16 protein-coding genes are annotated in these 18,295 nt (G+C 62.2%); 9 read left to right on the forward strand and 7 right to left on the reverse strand.

What is annotated here, in order from left to right:
• Positions 1–78: 78 nt before the first annotated feature.
• The 8 genes from eat to GDV60_RS23905 all read left to right on the forward strand — a co-directional run bounded on the left by eat (position 79) and on the right by GDV60_RS23905 (position 7,779).
• A complete protein-coding gene (gene eat / locus GDV60_RS23870; RefSeq protein ID WP_029292281.1) occupies positions 79–1,512 on the forward strand; it encodes an ethanolamine permease in 1,434 nt (477 codons plus the stop codon).
• Between the two features lie 52 nt (positions 1,513–1,564).
• Entirely contained in the window at positions 1,565–2,959 is a 1,395-nt protein-coding gene (locus GDV60_RS23875) for an ethanolamine ammonia-lyase subunit EutB (protein WP_092230694.1), read from the forward strand.
• A complete protein-coding gene (gene eutC, locus GDV60_RS23880) occupies positions 2,956–3,798 on the forward strand; it encodes an ethanolamine ammonia-lyase subunit EutC (protein WP_159908921.1) in 843 nt (280 codons plus the stop codon). Before GDV60_RS23875 ends, eutC begins: the two co-directional genes overlap by 4 nt.
• A gap of 105 nt (positions 3,799–3,903) precedes the next feature.
• The gene (locus GDV60_RS23885; protein ID WP_029292284.1) at positions 3,904–4,362 is read left to right on the forward strand and encodes an N-acetyltransferase; all 459 of its coding nucleotides are present in this window, start codon (positions 3,904–3,906) and stop codon (positions 4,360–4,362) included.
• A 288-nt stretch (positions 4,363–4,650) separates the two neighbouring features.
• The gene (locus tag GDV60_RS23890; protein ID WP_029292285.1) at positions 4,651–5,307 is read left to right on the forward strand and encodes a DedA family protein; all 657 of its coding nucleotides are present in this window, start codon (positions 4,651–4,653) and stop codon (positions 5,305–5,307) included.
• A gap of 6 nt (positions 5,308–5,313) precedes the next feature.
• A complete protein-coding gene (locus GDV60_RS23895; RefSeq protein WP_133714660.1) occupies positions 5,314–6,126 on the forward strand; it encodes a zinc-dependent peptidase in 813 nt (270 codons plus the stop codon).
• Positions 6,127–6,237: 111 nt separating this feature from the next.
• Complete coding sequence (gene ppa, locus GDV60_RS23900) at positions 6,238–6,765, forward strand: inorganic diphosphatase (protein WP_003176323.1); 528 nt, start codon at positions 6,238–6,240, stop codon at positions 6,763–6,765.
• Positions 6,766–6,990: 225 nt separating this feature from the next.
• The gene (locus tag GDV60_RS23905; protein ID WP_029292287.1) at positions 6,991–7,779 is read left to right on the forward strand and encodes an XRE family transcriptional regulator; all 789 of its coding nucleotides are present in this window, start codon (positions 6,991–6,993) and stop codon (positions 7,777–7,779) included.
• A gap of 399 nt (positions 7,780–8,178) precedes the next feature.
• Here the strand turns inward: GDV60_RS23905 and GDV60_RS23910 are convergent, their stop codons facing one another.
• The 7 genes from GDV60_RS23910 to GDV60_RS23940 all read right to left on the reverse strand — a co-directional run bounded on the left by GDV60_RS23910 (position 8,179) and on the right by GDV60_RS23940 (position 17,491).
• The gene (locus tag GDV60_RS23910; RefSeq protein ID WP_371923799.1) at positions 8,179–10,362 is read right to left on the reverse strand and encodes a TonB-dependent receptor; all 2,184 of its coding nucleotides are present in this window, start codon (positions 10,360–10,362) and stop codon (positions 8,179–8,181) included.
• A 66-nt stretch (positions 10,363–10,428) separates the two neighbouring features.
• Entirely contained in the window at positions 10,429–11,361 is a 933-nt protein-coding gene (locus GDV60_RS23915; protein ID WP_159908923.1) for a siderophore ABC transporter substrate-binding protein, read from the reverse strand.
• 8 nt (positions 11,362–11,369) lie between these two features.
• Complete coding sequence (locus GDV60_RS23920) at positions 11,370–12,134, reverse strand: ABC transporter ATP-binding protein (protein ID WP_029292290.1); 765 nt, start codon at positions 12,132–12,134, stop codon at positions 11,370–11,372.
• Positions 12,131–13,063: an iron chelate uptake ABC transporter family permease subunit gene (locus GDV60_RS23925; RefSeq protein WP_029292291.1), complete on the reverse strand. Its 933-nt coding sequence runs from the start codon at positions 13,061–13,063 to the stop codon at positions 12,131–12,133. The genes GDV60_RS23920 and GDV60_RS23925 overlap by 4 nt, the downstream gene beginning before the upstream one ends.
• Positions 13,060–13,992, reverse strand: a complete 933-nt coding sequence (locus GDV60_RS23930) for an ABC transporter permease (protein ID WP_029292292.1) — start codon at positions 13,990–13,992, stop codon at positions 13,060–13,062. The genes GDV60_RS23925 and GDV60_RS23930 overlap by 4 nt, the downstream gene beginning before the upstream one ends.
• Positions 13,992–15,719: an ABC transporter ATP-binding protein gene (locus GDV60_RS23935; protein WP_159908925.1), complete on the reverse strand. Its 1,728-nt coding sequence runs from the start codon at positions 15,717–15,719 to the stop codon at positions 13,992–13,994. The genes GDV60_RS23930 and GDV60_RS23935 overlap by 1 nt, the downstream gene beginning before the upstream one ends.
• Complete coding sequence (locus GDV60_RS23940) at positions 15,713–17,491, reverse strand: ABC transporter ATP-binding protein (RefSeq protein ID WP_159908927.1); 1,779 nt, start codon at positions 17,489–17,491, stop codon at positions 15,713–15,715. Before GDV60_RS23940 ends, GDV60_RS23935 begins: the two co-directional genes overlap by 7 nt.
• Positions 17,492–17,607: 116 nt before the next feature.
• Here GDV60_RS23940 and GDV60_RS23945 point away from each other — a divergent pair, with 116 nt between their 5' ends.
• Positions 17,608–18,219: a TetR/AcrR family transcriptional regulator gene (locus GDV60_RS23945; RefSeq protein ID WP_029292295.1), complete on the forward strand. Its 612-nt coding sequence runs from the start codon at positions 17,608–17,610 to the stop codon at positions 18,217–18,219.
• The last annotated feature ends 76 nt before the right edge of the window (positions 18,220–18,295 follow it).

Here is an 18,295-nt window from a genome sequence, read left to right on the forward strand (position 1 = left end):
GAATCATCATAAATACTCGGCATCTCATCCGACTCAAGTCAGTCGGGATAAAACAATAAGAACCAAAGGTACTTCCCCATGCCTAGCGAACCGACAGGATCCTCCGTCGACTTCGAAAAAGTCGACTCCGAATATTTCCAACAACGCGAACTGAAAAAAGGCGCTGCCGGCTGGGTGCTATTAGTCGGCCTCGGCGTTGCCTATGTGATCTCCGGCGACTACGCCGGCTGGAACTTCGGCCTGGCCCAAGGCGGCTGGGGCGGGATGTTCCTCGCCACATTGCTGATGGCCACCATGTACTTGTGCATGTGCTTTTCCCTCGCTGAACTGTCTTCCATGATCCCCACCGCCGGCGGTGGCTACGGGTTTGCCCGCAGTGCATTCGGGCCCTGGGGTGGGTTCCTCACCGGCACGGCGATCCTCATCGAGTACGCGATCGCCCCCGCCGCCATTGCGGTGTTTATCGGCGCCTATTGCGAGTCGCTGTTCGGCATCGGCGGCTGGATGATCTACCTGGCGTTCTACATCATCTTTATCGGCATCCACATCTTTGGTGTCGGGGAAGCGCTGAAGCTGATGTTTGTGATCACCGCCGTCGCCGCGATTGCCCTGGGCGTGTTCCTGGTATCGATGGTGCCGCACTTCAGCGTCGCCAACCTGTTGGATATCCCCGTGACCGAGGCCAAGGGCGCCAGCAGTTTCCTGCCGTTTGGCTACGTTGGCGTGTGGGCCGCGATCCCCTATGCGATCTGGTTCTTCCTGGCGGTCGAAGGCGTGCCCCTGGCCGCCGAAGAAACCAAGAACCCGAAACGCGACCTGCCCCGCGGCCTGATCGGCGCGATTGTGGTGCTGACCAGTTTTGCCCTGCTGATCCTGGTGATCGCACCCGGTGGCGCCGGCACCCTGGCGCTGGTCAAGTCCGGCAACCCGCTGGTGGAGTCCCTGGCCCTGGCCTACGGCGGTTCGACCTGGATGGGCAGCTTCGTCAACCTGGTGGGTCTGGCCGGGCTGATCGCGAGTTTCTTCTCGATCATCTACGCCTACTCCCGGCAGATCTTCGCCCTGTCCCGCGCCGGCTACCTGCCGCGCAAGCTGTCGCAGACCAATAAAAGCAAGGCGCCGGTACTGGCCCTGGTTATCCCCGGGATCATCGGCTTCGGCCTGTCGCTGACCGGCCAGGGCGACCTGCTGATTTTGGTGGCGGTGTTTGGCGCGACCATTTCCTATGTATTGATGATGGCCGCGCATATCACCCTGCGCATCCGTCGCCCCAAAATGGAGCGTCCATACCGCACGCCGGGTGGCATCTTCACCTCGGGCCTGGCCCTGATACTGGCCTGCATCGCGGTCGTGGCGGGTTTCCTGGTGGATCCACGCGTGGTGATTGGCGCGGCGATCATCTATGGAGTATTAATTGCTTACTTTGCTTTCTACAGTCGGCATCACTTGGTAGCAGGCACGCCGGAAGAAGAATTCGCGGCGATCCAGGCCGCAGAGGCCGCCTTGCACTAAACGCCGTAAACCACGATGCGGGCCAGCGCCCGCGTCGTCATGGAGAGTCTGTATGGCAAGTTTTTCCCATTCGGTCGGTGCATTGACCTACCGCTTCGACAGCCTCAAGGACGTGATGGCCAAGGCCAGTCCCGCACGCTCCGGGGATTTTCTCGCAGGCGTCGCCGCGCAGAACGATGGCGAACGGGTTGCGGCGCAAATGGCCCTGGCCAATATCCCGTTGAAGCACTTCCTTGAAGAGGCGCTGATCCCTTACGAAAGCGATGAAGTCACCCGGCTGATCATCGACACCCACGACCAGCAAGCCTTTGCCGTGGTCAGCCACCTGACCGTCGGCGGCTTGCGCGACTGGCTGCTCAGCGACGCCGCCGACGAACACAGCCTGCGCGCCCTGGCGCCAGGGCTAACCCCGGAAATGGCCGCCGCCGTGTCGAAGATCATGCGCGTGCAGGACCTGGTGCTGGTGGCGCAGAAGATCCGCGTCGTTACCCAATTTCGCGGCACCCTGGGCCTGCGCGGGCGCCTGTCCACACGCCTGCAACCCAACCACCCTACGGATGAACCGGCGGGCATTGCCGCGAGCATCCTCGACGGGCTGCTGTACGGCAACGGCGACGCCATGATCGGCATCAACCCGGCCACCGACAGCATCGCCTCGATCTGCGCCATGCTGGAGATGCTCGACGCGATCATCCAGCGCTACGAGATTCCGACCCAGGCCTGCGTGCTGACCCACGTCACCACCTCCATCGAGGCGATCAACCGGGGCGTGCCCCTGGACCTGGTGTTCCAGTCGATTGCCGGCACCGAAGCGGCCAACGCCAGCTTCGGGATCAACCTGAATGTGCTGCAGGAAGGCTACGATGCGGGCTTGAGCCTGAATCGCGGGACCCTGGGGCAAAACCTGATGTATTTCGAGACCGGGCAAGGCAGTGCCCTGTCGGCCAACGCGCACTTTGGCATCGACCAGCAAACCTGCGAAACCCGCGCCTACGCCGTGGCGCGGCATTTCAAGCCGTTCCTGGTCAACACCGTGGTCGGTTTTATCGGCCCCGAGTACCTGTACAACGGCAAGCAGATCATCCGCGCCGGCCTCGAAGACCACTTCTGCGGCAAGCTGCTGGGCGTGCCCATGGGTTGCGACATCTGCTACACCAACCATGCCGAAGCCGACCAGGATGATATGGACACCCTGCTGACCCTGCTGGGCGTGGCCGGGATCAACTTCATCATGGGCATCCCGGGCTCCGACGACATCATGCTCAACTACCAGACCACGTCCTTTCACGACGCGCTCTACGCCCGCCAGACCCTGGGGCTCAAGCCCGCGCCGGAATTCGAACAGTGGCTGGCGAAAATGGGCATCTTCACGCAAGCCGATGGCAAGGTGCAGTTTGGCAACAACCTGCCACCGGCCTTCCGCCATGCCTTGGCGCAATTGGGATGAAGAAGGAGCCTGAAGTGCAGACCGACACACCTCCAAGCGATAACCCATGGCTGGAACTGCGGCGCCTGACCCCGGCGCGGATTGCCCTGGGCCGCACCGGCACCAGCATCCCCACCGGCGCGCAACTGGATTTCCAGTTCGCCCATGCCCAGGCGCGGGACGCGGTGCACCTACCGTTCGACCATGCCGGCCTGAGCAGCCAGATGGCCGAGCGCGGCCGCGACAGCCTGTTGCTGCACAGCGCCGCCCCCGACCGCCATAGCTACCTGCAGCGCCCGGACCTGGGGCGGCGCCTGAGCGATGAGTCGGCGCAGACCCTGCGCGACTACGCCCTGGCCAACCCGGGTGGCGTGGACCTGGCGGTGGTGGTGGCCGATGGTTTATCGGCGCTGGCGGTGCATAAACATACCGTGCCGTTTCTGACACGCATGGAAGAACAGACCCACGCCGAAGGCTGGTCGTTGTCGCCGGTGATTCTGGTGGAACAAGGCCGGGTCGCGGTCGCCGATGAAATCGGTCAGTTGCTCGGCGCCAAAATGGTGGTGATCCTGATCGGCGAACGGCCGGGGCTCAGCTCGCCGGACAGCCTGGGGCTGTATTTCACCTACAACCCCAAGGTGGGCCTGACCGATGCGTACCGCAACTGCATTTCCAACGTGCGCCTGGAGGGCCTGAGCTACGGCATGGCGGCCCACCGTTTGCTGTACTTGATGCGCGAGGCCTGCCGGCGACAGCTGTCGGGGGTCAACCTCAAGGACGAGGCGCAGGTTCAGACCCTGGAAACGGATGATCCGGACTTGATGAAAGGCAACTTCCTGCTCAGCCCACCCAAGGAGTGATACCAGCACGATTGCGATTTTTCACCGCTTTAGGCAGCATCAAGCAGCGGGCGCCCGAGTAAAGGACCGTTTGCCGTCGTATTCCTATAGAAGTTGAGGCCTAGCATGCGGATCACTCAAGCGACTCTGGAACACCTGGACCTGTTGACCCCGTTATTCGTCAAATACCGTGAGTTCTATGGCGCGCTGCCCTTTCCTGACTCATCCCGGGCCTTTCTGGAAAAGCGCCTGCGGCGCAAGGAATCGGTAATCTACCTGGCCCTGCCCGATGACGACGACAGCAAATTGCTCGGCTTTTGCCAGCTGTATCCGAGCTTTTCTTCGCTGTCATTGAAACGGGTGTGGATCCTCAACGACATCTACGTCGCCGAGGATGCCCGGCGCCAATTGGTGGCCGATAACCTGATGCGTACCGCAAAAAAGATGGCCAAGGAAACCAATGCCGTGCGTTTGCGCGTGTCGACCAGCAGCGACAACGCCGTGGCGCAAAAGACCTATGAGTCCATGGGCTTTCGTGAAGACACCGAGTTCAAGAACTACACGCTCCCGATCAGCGAAGACTGAAACACCGCAAAAAAATGTAGGAGCTGGCTTGCCTGCGATAACCTCACCGAGGTCTGGCTGACACACCGAGGTGCCTGCATCGCAGGCAAGCCAGCTCCCACATTTGGATCAGTGCTAGGCAGAATAGCTGCGACATCCCCCGCTACAAAACCAACACGCATTTCATCATTCAATCCGTATAATGCCGACCTTTTAGGACTGTAAGAAAACCGGCATACGCCTGTAGCCTTATTGCCCGAAGCTTCCGCACAGGCCCGCTGAGCCAGGCCGTCCACACAGGTGCCATCCATGGATTTCAACCCGCTCGACCTTATCCTGCATCTCGACGTGTACCTCGACTTGCTGGTAACCAATTACGGTCCGTGGATCTACGCCATCCTGTTCCTGGTGATTTTTTGCGAAACCGGCCTGGTGGTCATGCCGTTCCTACCGGGCGATTCGCTGCTGTTCATTGCCGGCGCCGTAGCTGCAGGCGGCGGCATGGACCCGGTCCTGCTGGGCGGCCTGCTGATGCTGGCGGCGATCATGGGTGACAGTACCAACTACGTGATCGGCCGAACCGCCGGGGAACGCTTGTTCAGCAACCCCAACTCGAAAATCTTCCGTCGCGACTACCTGCAAAAAACCCACGACTTCTACGACAAGCACGGCGGCAAAACCGTGACCCTGGCGCGCTTCCTGCCGATCCTGCGGACCTTCGCGCCGTTCGTCGCCGGTGTTGCCAGAATGCCTTACCCGCGGTTCTTCGGCTTCAGCGTGCTGGGCACCATCCTCTGGGTCGGCGGCCTGGTCACCCTCGGCTACTTCTTCGGCAACGTACCGTTCATCAAGAAAAACCTCTCGCTGCTGGTGGTGTTCATCATCCTGCTGTCGCTGGTGCCGATGATCATTGGCGTGGCCCGCAGCCGCTTTGGCCGCACCTCATCCGAAGCCAAGCCGCACTGATCGGCCATGTGGTCCCTCAGCGCCTGGCGTCGCCGGCGCCTCCTGGCCAAGCATCCCGTTGCCGATGACACTTGGCAGCGGGTGCGCCATCACCTGACCTTCCTCGACGGTATCAGTGCCGAACAGGACCAATGGTTGCGTGAGGCCAGCGTGCTGTTCCTCGCCGAAAAGCACCTCACCGCCCTGCCCGGTGTCGAACTGCACCAGGTACAACGCCTGCTGCTCGCCGCCCAGGCGCAACTGCCGCTGATGAACCTGGGCGACCTGGATTGGTACCAGGGTTTCCACGAAATCATCCTTTACCCCGATGACTTCCGCAGCCCCCAGCGCCATCGCGATACCAGCGGCGTGGAACATGAATGGGACGGCGAACACAGTGGTGAAGCCTGGCAGCAAGGCCCGGTGATCCTCGCCTGGCCGGGGGTGCTGGCCAGTGGCAATTGGGAAGGCTACAACCTGGTGATCCACGAACTGGCACACAAACTCGACATGCTCAATGGCGACGCCAACGGCCTGCCACCCCTGCACCACGACATGCGCGTCCAGGAGTGGGCCAGCGTGATGCAGAGCGCTTATGACGACCTCAACCGCCAGCTCGACCACAACCCCGACGCCGAAACCGCCATCGACCCCTACGCGGCGGAAAACCCTGCGGAATTTTTTGCCGTCACCAGCGAGTATTTTTTCAGTGCGCCGGATTTACTCACTGAGAGTTATCCACAGGTCTACGAGCAACTGAGCCACTTTTACCGCCAGGATCCCCTGGCCCGCCTGAAACATCTGCAGGCCAGCGACCTGCGCTATCAGACTGAAGGCTAAGTACCGTACGACGTCTGGCGCGTGGCATCGGCACAGGAATATGCCTATAATCGCCGCCACTTTTAGGCCAATCCGGCCAATTTACCTGGCCACCAACGGGGGCAACGCCCAATGAGCTACAGCAAGATTCCGGCTGGCAAAGACCTGCCGAACGACATCTACGTCGCCATCGAGATTCCGGCCAACCACGCGCCGATCAAATACGAAATCGACAAAGACAGCGACTGCCTGTTCGTTGACCGTTTCATGGCCACCCCGATGTTCTACCCGGCCAACTACGGTTTCATCCCTAACACCCTGGCTGACGACGGTGACCCCCTCGACGTGCTGGTCGTGACCCCTTACCCGGTCACCCCAGGCTCGGTCATCCGCGCTCGCCCGGTGGGCATCCTGAACATGACCGACGACGGCGGCGGCGATGCCAAAGTTATCGCCGTGCCACACGACAAGCTGTCCCAGCTGTACGTCGACGTGAAGGAATACACCGACCTGCCGCCACTGTTGCTGGAGCAGATCAAGCACTTCTTCGAGAACTACAAAGACCTCGAAAAAGGCAAATGGGTGAAGATCGACGGTTGGGGCAACGCAGACGCCGCCCGCGCCGAGATCATGAAGTCGGTAGCCGCCTACAAAGGCTGATACCCGCTAGTCATTGCCACGGCAATCAAAAAAGCCCCGATCATTCGGGGCTTTTTTTGTGGGAAAAAATAAACGGCAAGTTCATTTAGATAAACAAAACAGCAACTAACGTTTAACTAACCTCAATTCAATCAAGACTTTACTTGCAATAAGGAAATACCTACATACACCAACTCAACGCATGGTTTATTTGATCTAGTTTTCCGGCCAGTAAACTCTGCGTTTATGAATACATCAGGTGATCGCTTAAGAACGTTACTTAGGGAAGTGCATCTTTCCGCCTCCGACTTCGCCAAGAATCGCGACGTCACGCCCCAGCACGTCAATAACTGGTTCAAGCGTGGCGTGCCCATGGCCCGGCTCGACGAAATAGCAGAACTGCTGTGTGTCACCAGCCGCTGGCTGCGTACCGGCGAAGGCCCCAAACACCCGCCGACCAACTACCACCTGGAAGGCTCCAACCGCGCAAACAATGCCGCCGCACGCGAAGACTGCGGCCACTACCTCTGTGACCCCAGCAGCGGCCCGGAAAAAGTCGACGTGGAAGTCCCCCTCCACGCCTCCTTCAACGCCCAGGAAACCCTACGCCTGTCCCTGCATACCCTGGAACAACTCAACGTCACCGCCGACCGCGCCTTGGGAGCCTATATGGTTGGCAACAGCATGATCGACATCATCCAGGACGGCGCCATCCTGGCCATCGACCGCGGCCGCACGCAAATCATCGACGGCGAGATCTACGCCCTCGAACACGACGGCATGCTGCGCATCAAATACCTCTACAACCGACCCGGCGGCGGCCTGCGCATCCGCAGCCACAACAGCAACGAACACCCCGACGAACTCCTGACCTACGACCAGCGCTTCGAGCAAAACGTCCACATCCTGGGCTGGGTGTTCTGGTGGTCCACCCTCAACAAACGCCGCCCTCCCGTCCCGCTGGACGACCACCTGATCGGCCACGACAGCTCTAAATCAGACCAGACGCTGGGAAAATCAAATAAATGTGAGTAACATGCGCGGCACATTTGGCAGGGTCGGCGTAAAGCCCACACACCCTGCCCGGCGACGCGGAGGAGTTCCCGCCGATGCCCCCTTTATCACTTGGGCGAGCGCTTGAGTGAACGATTGAAGGCTGGTGAGGTTTACCAAAAATAGACTTAACCAGTCCCCGAGAAGCCGGCCACAAGCCGGCTTTTTAATTGTCCGAAATAAACCTGTTCCATCCGAGAATCCTGCCGATAGCTCAGCTATCACGGGCGTTTCAGGCTCGTCCCTGTCCAATGGCGTTCAACGCCACTTGACCTCATCCGACGATGAAGTGGGGGGACAAAAGACTCGCATTCTGAATAGCTGTGTGGCGAGGGAGCTTGCTCCCTCGCCACAGGTTGAAGTTTTACTCTTGCTAAAGCGTCAAAAATCCACGGTCGCCGACAACTCGTACGTGCGCGGCGCGCCCAGGCCCAGGCTGGACGTCAGCGGCATGCCCCAGTACGCCTTGTCAGTGACGTTGGTCACCGTGCCACGCAGGGTCACTGGTCGCCCGGCGACCTGCATTGCATACCGCGAGCCCAGGTCGAAAATGGTGTAGCCGGGGATCGACTGCGAGTTGTCATCACTGATGTATTGCTGGGAAACCGACGTCGCGTTGGCGGTCAGGGTCAGGCCCGGCACCAGTGGCGTGTCCCATTCCGCGCCGAGCTTGCCTTGCAGCTTGGGCAACCCGGTGGCCGTCTTGCCTTCGTCATCGCCGCCTGGCGATTTGGTGATCTTCGGATCAACATGGGCAACGCCGCCCATCAGGCGGACGTCGTCGATGGGCGAGCCGAAGAAGCCCCACTCGATGCCTCGGTTGCGCTGTTCGCCACCAAAGGAGAACACATTGGTCACCGGATCGGTGGAGCTGCCCGGGCGCTCGATCTGATACAGGCTAAGAGTGTGGGTGAACGCGCCCAAGTCGAGCTTGAGGCCGATTTCCTTCTGCTTGGATTTGTACGGGGCAAAAACGTCGCCGTAGTTAGCCGCCGTCATCGGCGCCATCGCGCCTTTGCTCAGGCCCTCGATGTAGTTGGCATACACCGAAACCTGTTCCGTGAGCTTGACCACCACGGCTGCGGCGGGTGTTGTCGCGCTTTCGTCATAGCCGGGCTTGTTACGCGCGCCGGTGGTGGTATTGAAGGTGTCCGTGACCACGTTCTGGCGGCGCACGCCAAGGGTCAGTTGCACCTTGTCGTCAAGGACCGACAAGGTGTCCGCCACGCCATAGCTGGTCAGCGTGGATTCGGTGTGTGCCACCGGCGCAAAGCTGCGCGGCGCCTCCGGCCCCCAGGTCGGGTGATAGATATTGGTCAGCCAATCCGCACCGGGCACCCAACGCCGGCCATAGTCTTTTTGCTTGTCGGCATACCGCGTGGCATTGACCACCCACTGGTGCCCGATCGGCCCGGTCTGCCATTTGCCCTTGAGCCCCGCCTCGCCCGAGGTTTTCTCGATGTCCATCTTCAGTTGGCCCATGCTGGTCTTCAAATCCCCCGCATTGTTGATCACCTGGGCCGACATCGCGCCGCTGTAGCGGTAGTGGGTCTCGCTGGCGCCGAACGCCGCGTAGGCCGACAGTTGCTCAGTCAGGTCAAATTCGCCGCGCACAATCGCGCCCTGATCCTTGGTATCGACAAACGCCCAGTCCGGGTTGAGCAAAGTGTCCGACTTCGGCGGCTTGGGCAAGGCCACATTCGCCGCCAGGCTGATCCCACGGTTTTGCCCGCGCACGCGGTCTTCGCTGTTGTAGAGGTCGGCCGACAGCCGCGCCCGCTCACCGCGCCAATCCAGGCCCAACGAATTCAACTGCGCTTTCTGCTGTTGCTGCTCGGTCGCTGTGTCGCCATCGCGGTACACACCGTTGAAGCGCACGCCAAATTGCTGTTCATCGCCAAAGCGACGGCCTACGTCGAGGTGGCCGCCAAACTGCGCCTCGGACATGTAGGTGGTGGTAAAGCGCGTCAGCGGCTCAGCACCGGCACGCTTGGGCACCAGGTTGACCATGCCTCCCACCGAACCGCCTGGCGGCATGCCATTGAGCAGCGCCGACGGGCCTTTCAACACTTCGATGCGCTCGTACATTTCCGGCGAAATGCGGTAGTACGGCGCCACGCCAAACAGGCCGTCGATGGTCACGTCGCTGATGCTGGTGGCAAAACCACGGATCGAATAGTTCTCGCTGTAGGTGCCCTTCAGGCCATTGCTGAACACCGCAGGGTCGGTCGCGGCGATCACATCGGTGACGGTCTGGGCCTGGCGGTCGGCAATGAACTTTTCCGTGTAGCTGATGGTGCTGAACGGCGTTTCCATAAAGTCCTTGTTGCCCAGCAGGCCGAGCCGGCTGCCATACGCCACCTGGTCACCGGCGTAGCTCAGCGGCAGATCGGCGGCCGGCATTTCACCCTCGACGCGTATCGCCGGCAAGGTGGACACGCGGTTTTCTTCGGCTTGCACGAGTTCTTCGGCGAACGCAGGGGCGCTGCTGATTGCCAGGCCGAGCAAGGCCATGGAGGTAAAACCCGGACGAGCGGGCACAGGGGTACGTGTACGGTGAGTCATGGAAGGCTCCGTAAGGTGGGATGTTTTTTTAGTGTTGGCAGCTTGAAGCGGGGTTAACGCCTGGAATCAGGGTTGATAGCCCTGGATCACATCGGCGATCACTTGCTTGATCGAGCTAGGGCTGGCCGCCATGACGTACCAGGCATCGGCATCGACAAACACCACGCGCCCGGTTTTCCAGGCATTGGTCTGGCGCAACAACGGGTTGCCCAGGGTTTGCGCATTCAGCAACGGGCGATGCTCCATGACGGCCGTGCGATCAACTACGTAGAGAATGTCCGGGTTGGCCTGCTGGATGAATTCACTGGAAATCGGCTGGCCATGCAAGCCGGCCTCGGCGGTCGGGCTGGCCGGTTTCACCCCCAGCTCGGTGAACACAAAGCCGTAGCGCGACTGCACGCCAAACGAGCTGAACGCACCGTTGTTATGCAGCACCACCAGGGCGCGCTCGGGGCGGTCGGCGGTGATGCGTTTCGCTTCTGCAACCTTGGCGTCGAGGGCGCCAACCTGTTGTTGCGCCAGGGCCGGCTTGGCGAAGATCTGCCCGAGGGTCAGCAGGTGCTGCTTGATTACTTCGATATGGCGCTTCTGGCTGTCGCGGTAATCCACGTCGAAATGCACGGTGGGCGCGATCTCGCTGAGTTCGCCGTAGTGCGGGGCCTGCAGCGAGGTGATCAGGATCAGGTCCGGCTTGGCCGCGTGCACCCGCTCCAGATTCGGCTGGACGATGGCGCCGGTGTCCACCACCGCCGCGTCGTCCTTGTAGCGTTGCAGGAACGGCGGCACGAAGTCCTTGGGCATACCGGCCACCGGTACGCCCAGTTGGTCGAGAAAATCCACTTCGTTCATGTCCAGGGCCACCACGCGCTGTACGGGCGGCTGGATCAGCGTGCTGCCCAACGCGTGGGTCACGCTGATCGGGGCGGCGGCCGAAGCCGGCCCTGCGCCAAGCGCGGCCAGTAACAGGGCGCAGGCCCAGACTATGTGTGTGCGGTTCATGGGAGTTCTCATGCGGGGTTGAAGTAGTTGCACAGGCGGCCACGGGCGCCGTGGGTGATCTCGAAGTCGAGGTCGTACAGTTCGCCCAGGCGGGTTTCGTTGACCACCTCGGCCACGCTGCCGGCGCAATGCACGGCACCGCCTTTCATCGCGAGGATGTGGTCGGAGTAATGGGCGGCGAAGTTGATGTCGTGCACCACCAGGATCACCGTACGGCCCTGCTCGTCACACAGCCGGCGCAGCGCACGCATGATGTGCACGGCGTGTTTGATATCGAGGTTGTTCAACGGCTCGTCTAGCAGCAGGCAGTCGGTTTGCTGGGCGATGGTCATGGCCAGGAACGCCATTTGCCGCTGGCCGCCGCTGAGCTCGTCGAGGTAGGCGCGGCGCAGGGGTTGCAGCGCGAGAAAGCTCAGCGCGTCATCGATCACGCGGTGATCTTCGCCGGTCAGCGCGCCACGGCTGTAAGGGAAGCGCCCGAAGGCCACCAGTTCCTCGACGGTCAGGCGCAGGTTGAAATCCGGCGCCTGGCGCAAGGTGGCCACGCGCTTGGCGTAGTCGCGCAGCGGGATATCGCCGACCTGGCGGCCATCCAGGCGAATGTCGCCGCCGCTCGGTGCCATCAGCCTCGCGATCATCATCAACAGCGTGGTCTTGCCGGCGCCATTGGGGCCGATCAGCGAGGTCAGGCGCCCAGCGGCAAAGCTGGCGTTGACGCCGGCCAGCACGGTCTGGGTGCCGTAGGTTTTGTGAAGGTTGTGCACAGTGATCATCGGGTGCCTCGGGTGCGCAGCATCAGCGCCAGGAAATACGTGCCGCACAGCAGGTTCACAAGAATGCTGACGGTGGTCTTGTAGTTGAAGACGTGCTCGACCAGCAGTTGCGCCGCGATAAAAATCGCGATGGCAATCGTGCTGCCCATGGGCAACGTGACCCGGTGGCGGAACGTGCGCGCCAACGCATAGGTGGTGTTGGCCACGAGCACGCCCATGAACGCCGTGGGCCCCAGCAGCCCAGTGGAAATCGCCACCAACGCCGCGACCAATGCCAGTTGCAGGCGCACCACGCGCGGGTAGTCCACCCCCAGCGACATGGCTTGGTCGCGGCCCAGGGCGAGCACATCGAGGGTCGGCAACGTGCGTGCAAAGCCCAGGCACAGCGCCGCCACCAATAACCCCGAGAACAGCAGTTGCTGCGGCTGCACGCGGTTGAACGAGGCCTGGCTGAAGCCTTGCAGGATCGAGAACTCGCCGGGGCTGATCTTCAACTGCACAAACTGCGTGACCGTGCCGATCACCAGGCTCAACACCAGGCCCAGCAGCAACAGGAAGTACACGTTGCTGTTGCCCTCGCGCAGCAACCAGCGTTGCAGCGCCCAGGAATAGCCGAGCATCAGCAGCACCGACAGCACAAAGTTGCCCTGGCTGCCCAGCAGCATCAGGCTGGCGGTGCCCAGCAACAACACCAACAACGCCTGGAACAACAGGTACACCGCTTCATAACCCATGATCGCCGGCGTGAGGATGCGGTTGCCGGTGAGGGTCTGGAAAATGATCGACGACCACGCCACGCACACCCCGCCGATACACATCGCCGCCAACCGCGCGAGCCGCTTGGGGATCACGTAGTCAAAATCCAGCCCCGAACGGAACAGCACAAAGCCCGACGCCAGGGCGAATACCAAGGCCCACAGCCGCTTCATCGCTGCCTCCAGACGATCAACGCGAGGAACATCCCGCCACCCACGATGCCCGCGGTGAGGCCAATCGGCACTTCGAACGGGAAGATCAGCAGGCGCCCGAGAATGTCGCAGGCCACCAGCAACGCGGCACCGCCGAGGGCGACGATGGGCAGCGTGCGGCTGAGGTTTTCGCCGTAATACAAGGCCACCAAATTGGGAATCATCAGGCCGACAAAGGGGATCGAACCGATGGTGATCACCGTCGCCGCCACGGTCACGGCCACCAGCAACAGGCCCAGCGCCGCCGTGGCCGCGTAGTTCACGCCCAGGCTAGTGGCCATGCCCTCGCCCATGCCCATCACGGTAAAGCGCTGCGCATAAAGGTACGCCAGCGCGACGATGGGCAGGATCAGATAAATGATCTCGTAGTTGCCCTGCACCACCTTGGAAAAATCCCCCAGCAGCCAGCCCTGCATGCTTTGCAGGATGTTGTGGCGGTACGCATAAAACTCGGAAATGGCGCTGAGCACACCGCCGTACATCAGGCCAATCACCGGCACCAGCAAGGTATGGTGAAAACGCAAGCGCCGGATGATCGCCAGGAACACTAGGCTCGCCGCGAAGCAACACAGCAGCGCAAACAGCATGCGCACGCCGGCGCTGGCGGCCGGCGCCACGCCCAGCGAGACGAGGATGCCAAGCTTGGCCGCGTCCAGGCCGCCGGTGGTCCCCGGCTCCACGAACTTGTTGCGCAGGATGTGCTGCAAGATCACCCCGCACACCGCCAAGCCCACGCCGGTCAGCACCAACGCGGCCAAGCGCGGCAAGCGGCTGGCCGTCAGCGTCAGCCACGCGTCGCCGTCGACTGCCAACAGGTCGATCTCGCGGGCGCCGACCAGCAGCGACGCGCCGCACAGCACCAGCAACACGCCACAGCCCACTAGACGCATCATGCAATCCGCCAACCACGGGCCGCCCGGCGCTGGGCGAGAAACTGCGCGTACCGCCCAGCGCTGGCCGCCAGGATCGCTGGCGTGCCCTGCTCGACAATCTCGCCGTCATCCAGCACTAAAATCTGATCGGCCATGGCCACCGTCGACAACTGATGCGCGATCACAATCAACGTGCAGCGCCCGCGCAACCTGGCCAGCGCATCGGCGATGGCGGCTTGGTTGTAGGTGTCGAGGGCGGCGGTGGCTTCGTCCACCAGCAGGATCGGCGCGTCCTTGAGCAACGCACGGGCAATGGCGATACGTTGGCGCTCGCCCCCTGACAACCGCGCCCCGCCCTCGCCCACCGGCGTGTGCAGGCCCAGGGGCAAACGCGCAATGATCTCGGCCACGCCGGCTTGCTGCGCCACCGCCGCAATCTCGGCCAGGCTGGCGCCCGGTTTACCGAGGCGGATGTTGTCGGCAATGCTGCCCTGGAACAGGTAGGTGTCCTGGAAAATCTGGCTGATCTGCGCGGCCAGCACCGCTTCGGACATCTCGCGCACCTCCACGCCACCGATCAACACCTGGCCCCGGTTCGCATCGAAGAAGCGCGCCAGCAGCCGCACCAACGTGGTCTTTCCCGAGCCCGACGCGCCGATCAGCGCGGTCATGCTGCCCGGCTCGATACGCAGGCTCACCCCGCGCAGCACCTGGGGTTCGTTGGGGGCATAACGAAAACTGACGTTGCGCAATTCCACCGAACTATCCATGGGCATTTTCGCTTGCGCGGCGACCGGCAGCGGCTGCTCGGCAAGAATGCTGTGCACCTCATCGAGCTGGGCGTTGGCGCTGCGCAGGATCTCGCCATAACTGGCCACTTCCAGCAGCGGTTCGATATAACGACACACCAGCACCAAGGCCACGCAGGCGGCGATGGCTTCGTGGGCATCCAGGGCGTCGCACCACAGCGCGACCGCCACCAGTAAGGCGCAGAAGATCCCTTGCACCGCCCAGGCATTGAACACCGCCGACAATGAGGAGCGATAGATCAAACGCTGGCCGGACTGGCGTTGCTGGTCGATGGCCTGGTCCAGCAAACGCGTAGCGCCGCCGCTACCATTGAACGCGCGCAACACCGACTGGGCCTGCGCGAACTCGACCATGCGCTGGCTGGTCTGGGCGAAGTTCTGCTGATAGGTGTTGTCGGCACTTTGGCCCAGGCGCGCGGTGAGCAGCATCACGCCCACCAACACCGGTAGCGCGAGCAACGCCAAAACACCCAAGGGCCAGTGCAAGGCAAACAGCGCGGCAACCAGCACCAACGGCGTCACCGCGCCGCTGATCACCGGGGTGAACACATGCGCCGGCAACTGCGCCACCGCCATCATGCCCTGGGTGATCAGATGGCCCAGCCGCGCACTGTTTTGCGCGCTGAACCAGCCCAGCGGCAGGCGCGCCACGTGATCGCCAACGCGTTGTCGCGCACCTTGCAGCACCGCCACGCCGACGGCTACACCGGCTTTGTCGAGGGTGCGACGCCACAGCGCGCAAGCGGTCACGCCAAACAGCAGCGCAATCAACCAACGCCCTGCCTCCAGCGCATCACCGGCCAACAGGTGGCTGATCAGCGGCACCAGCGTGATCAGGGTCAGCCCGCTGAGCAGGCCGTAGAACACCGCCATCACGGCATAGCGGCGCAGCGTGGGCGCGTCTTCACCGAGCAGGCGCACAAAAGTCTTCAGCATGGTTGCACCGCCTGTGATTCGCTGCGGGCGTAATCGCCCAGTTGCCATAACTGCGCGTAGAGCCCGCCATGGGCCAGCAGGTCGGCGTGACGGCCCTGCTCGTGCAGGGTGCCGTCGTGGATCACGAGGATCTGATCGGCGTGCATCACCGTGTCGAGCCGATGGGCGATGACCAACAATGTGCGGCCCTGGGCGAAGCGTGACAGTGCTTCCTGGATCGCCACTTCGTTGTCGGCATCGGCCGCGGCGGTGGCCTCGTCGAGCACCAGCACTGGCGGGTCCAGCAGCACTGCACGGGCGATGCTGAGGCGCTGTTGCTCGCCGCCGGAGAGCTGGGCGTCCTCGCCGATCATCGAGTCGTAACCACGCGCCAGGCGCAGAATGCGCTCGTGGATATTCGCCGCGCGGGCGGCGTCTTCGATCTGTTGGGCGGTGGCGGACGGTCGGCCGAGGGCGATGTTGTCGCGCACGCTGGCGTTGATCAGGCGCACCTCTTGCAGCACAAAACCGATGCGCTGGTACAACAGCGGCGTATCGATGTGGCGCAGGTCCGCACCGCCCAAAGTGATGCGCCCACTGCTGGGATCGAAAAACCGCAGCAGCAGGCGCGCCAGCGTTGACTTGCCGGCGCCGGACAGGCCGACGATGGCCGTGGTGGTGCCCGGTTGCAGGGTGAAGTTGATGTCCCTCAGCACCGCGTGGTCGCGCTCATAGGCATAGCCGACCTGCTCAAAGCAGATTGCGTTGCCGCTCGGCAACTGCACGGCCGATTGCGTCAGCGTCGGCGTGTCCAGCAACCCCTGCACGCGCTGCGCAGCGCCGGTGGCGTTGTTCAAATCGTGGGTGATGTAGTGCAACAGCAGCAACGGCGCGCTCAGACCCGGCGCCACCAATACGAAGGGCAGCACGTCCACTGGCGCGATCCAACCCAGGCTAACAAACAGCGTGCCCGCTGCCAGTACTACGCCGAGCACAGTGACCGGCGCGATCATCGCGTTGGCATTCGCCATCGACGCCACCAGCGGGCGGGTGAAGTCGATAAAGGTCGTGGCAAAGGTGTCGATGGCGCTGCGATAAGCCCCGTGCGCTTTGCCACTGGCGCCGAAAGCCTTGACCACCGGAATGCCGTTGACGAACTCCACCACCGCGTTGTCGATGCGAGCCATCCCGCTGACAAATTCCTGCATACTCGCGCCGCTGGCGCGCATGGCCCGCGAGAGAAACAGGAAATACCCGGCAAACGGCACCAGCGACACCAGCGCCAAACGCCAGTCCATCGCCAACAGGTAAACCATCGATACCAACACCGCTCCGCCCGCGCGCCCGGCGGTGGTGTAGAAATGCGCGGTGAGGCTGTGCAGCGTATTGATATCGTCCTGCATCGCCCGTTTCACTTCGCCCGATGCTCGGCTGCTGAACCAACCCAGTGGCACACGGCTCAGGCGCTGGGTGATCGCGCGGCGTAAATGGTGAGTGAGGCGATTGTCGGCCAGGTGGGCGAGCAGCTCAGCGATAAAAATCAATGCCATGCCCGCGAATAGGCTTAAAGCGCTAAGGCCAACAACCCACCACACTTCGCTCGACAGCTGAGCGCCAGCGCCGAGGACACGTGCGCCGATATGGGCGATGGCCGCCAGCGGCACCAGCGTCAGCATGCCGCCGACAGCGGCAAGCCCTGCGGCGACACACAGACGCCCACGGATAGGCGTCAGAATCCGGCTAAGCGTGCCTGCGACTTGAGGGTTGGCCGAAGCCGCTTCAGGTGAGTCCATTGACAGAAAAAGTCCGTTTGAGAATCAGAATCATATTTAATTGCATGACTATAAACTAATTTGCGCAAAGCCGACAAGACAGCTACAACCTTGTGTTCAGCGATTAAGGAATACCCATGGAACCCGCAAAAAAAACCGCCACCCGCGGCCGCCCGCCAAGCATCACCCGCGAACGCATCGTCGACGCCGGCATCGAGATGGGCCTGCCCAACATCACCTTCGTCGGCCTGGCGGCGGCGTTGGGGGTCAGCCATATGGCGCTGTACAAACACGTGGCCAACCTCGAAGCGCTCAAGGCCATGGTTGCTGAAGAAATCTTCACCCGCTGGCAGATCCCCCAGGACTGCGGCGAGGCCGACGGTGGGTTGAAGGACTACCTGATCGTGTTCGCCACCTCGGTACGCGAGTTCGTCAAAACCCACCCCGGGCTGACGCCCTACGTGATCCGCCGCGCGGCAGCAACCGCGCCGATGCTGGCCAAGATTGATGGGCACCAAGCGTTGATTGCGCAGGGGTTTGGGGTGAGCAAGGAACAGGCGCGGTGGCTACTGGCGACGGTGGCGTTTCACTGCATGGCGGTGGCGGATACGGTGTATACGGTGACGCAGCGGGAGCCCGTGGTGGAAACGGCGCGGGATACGGAAGAAGCGGAGATGGAGGTGGAGTTGGCGCGGGGGATGGAGGCGTTGGTGGTGGGGGCGTTGGTATTGGTGGAGGGCGTTGCCTGAGCGTTGCCAAGGCCTGCCTTGGGCAGGCCGATAGGATGTCATCGTCCCAATCTGGACTTAATCGGTTTCTGAGGCC

The sequence above is a fragment of the Pseudomonas sp. DTU12.1 genome, from assembly GCF_009873475.1.
Taxonomy (GTDB): Bacteria; Pseudomonadota; Gammaproteobacteria; order Pseudomonadales; family Pseudomonadaceae; genus Aquipseudomonas; species Aquipseudomonas proteolytica.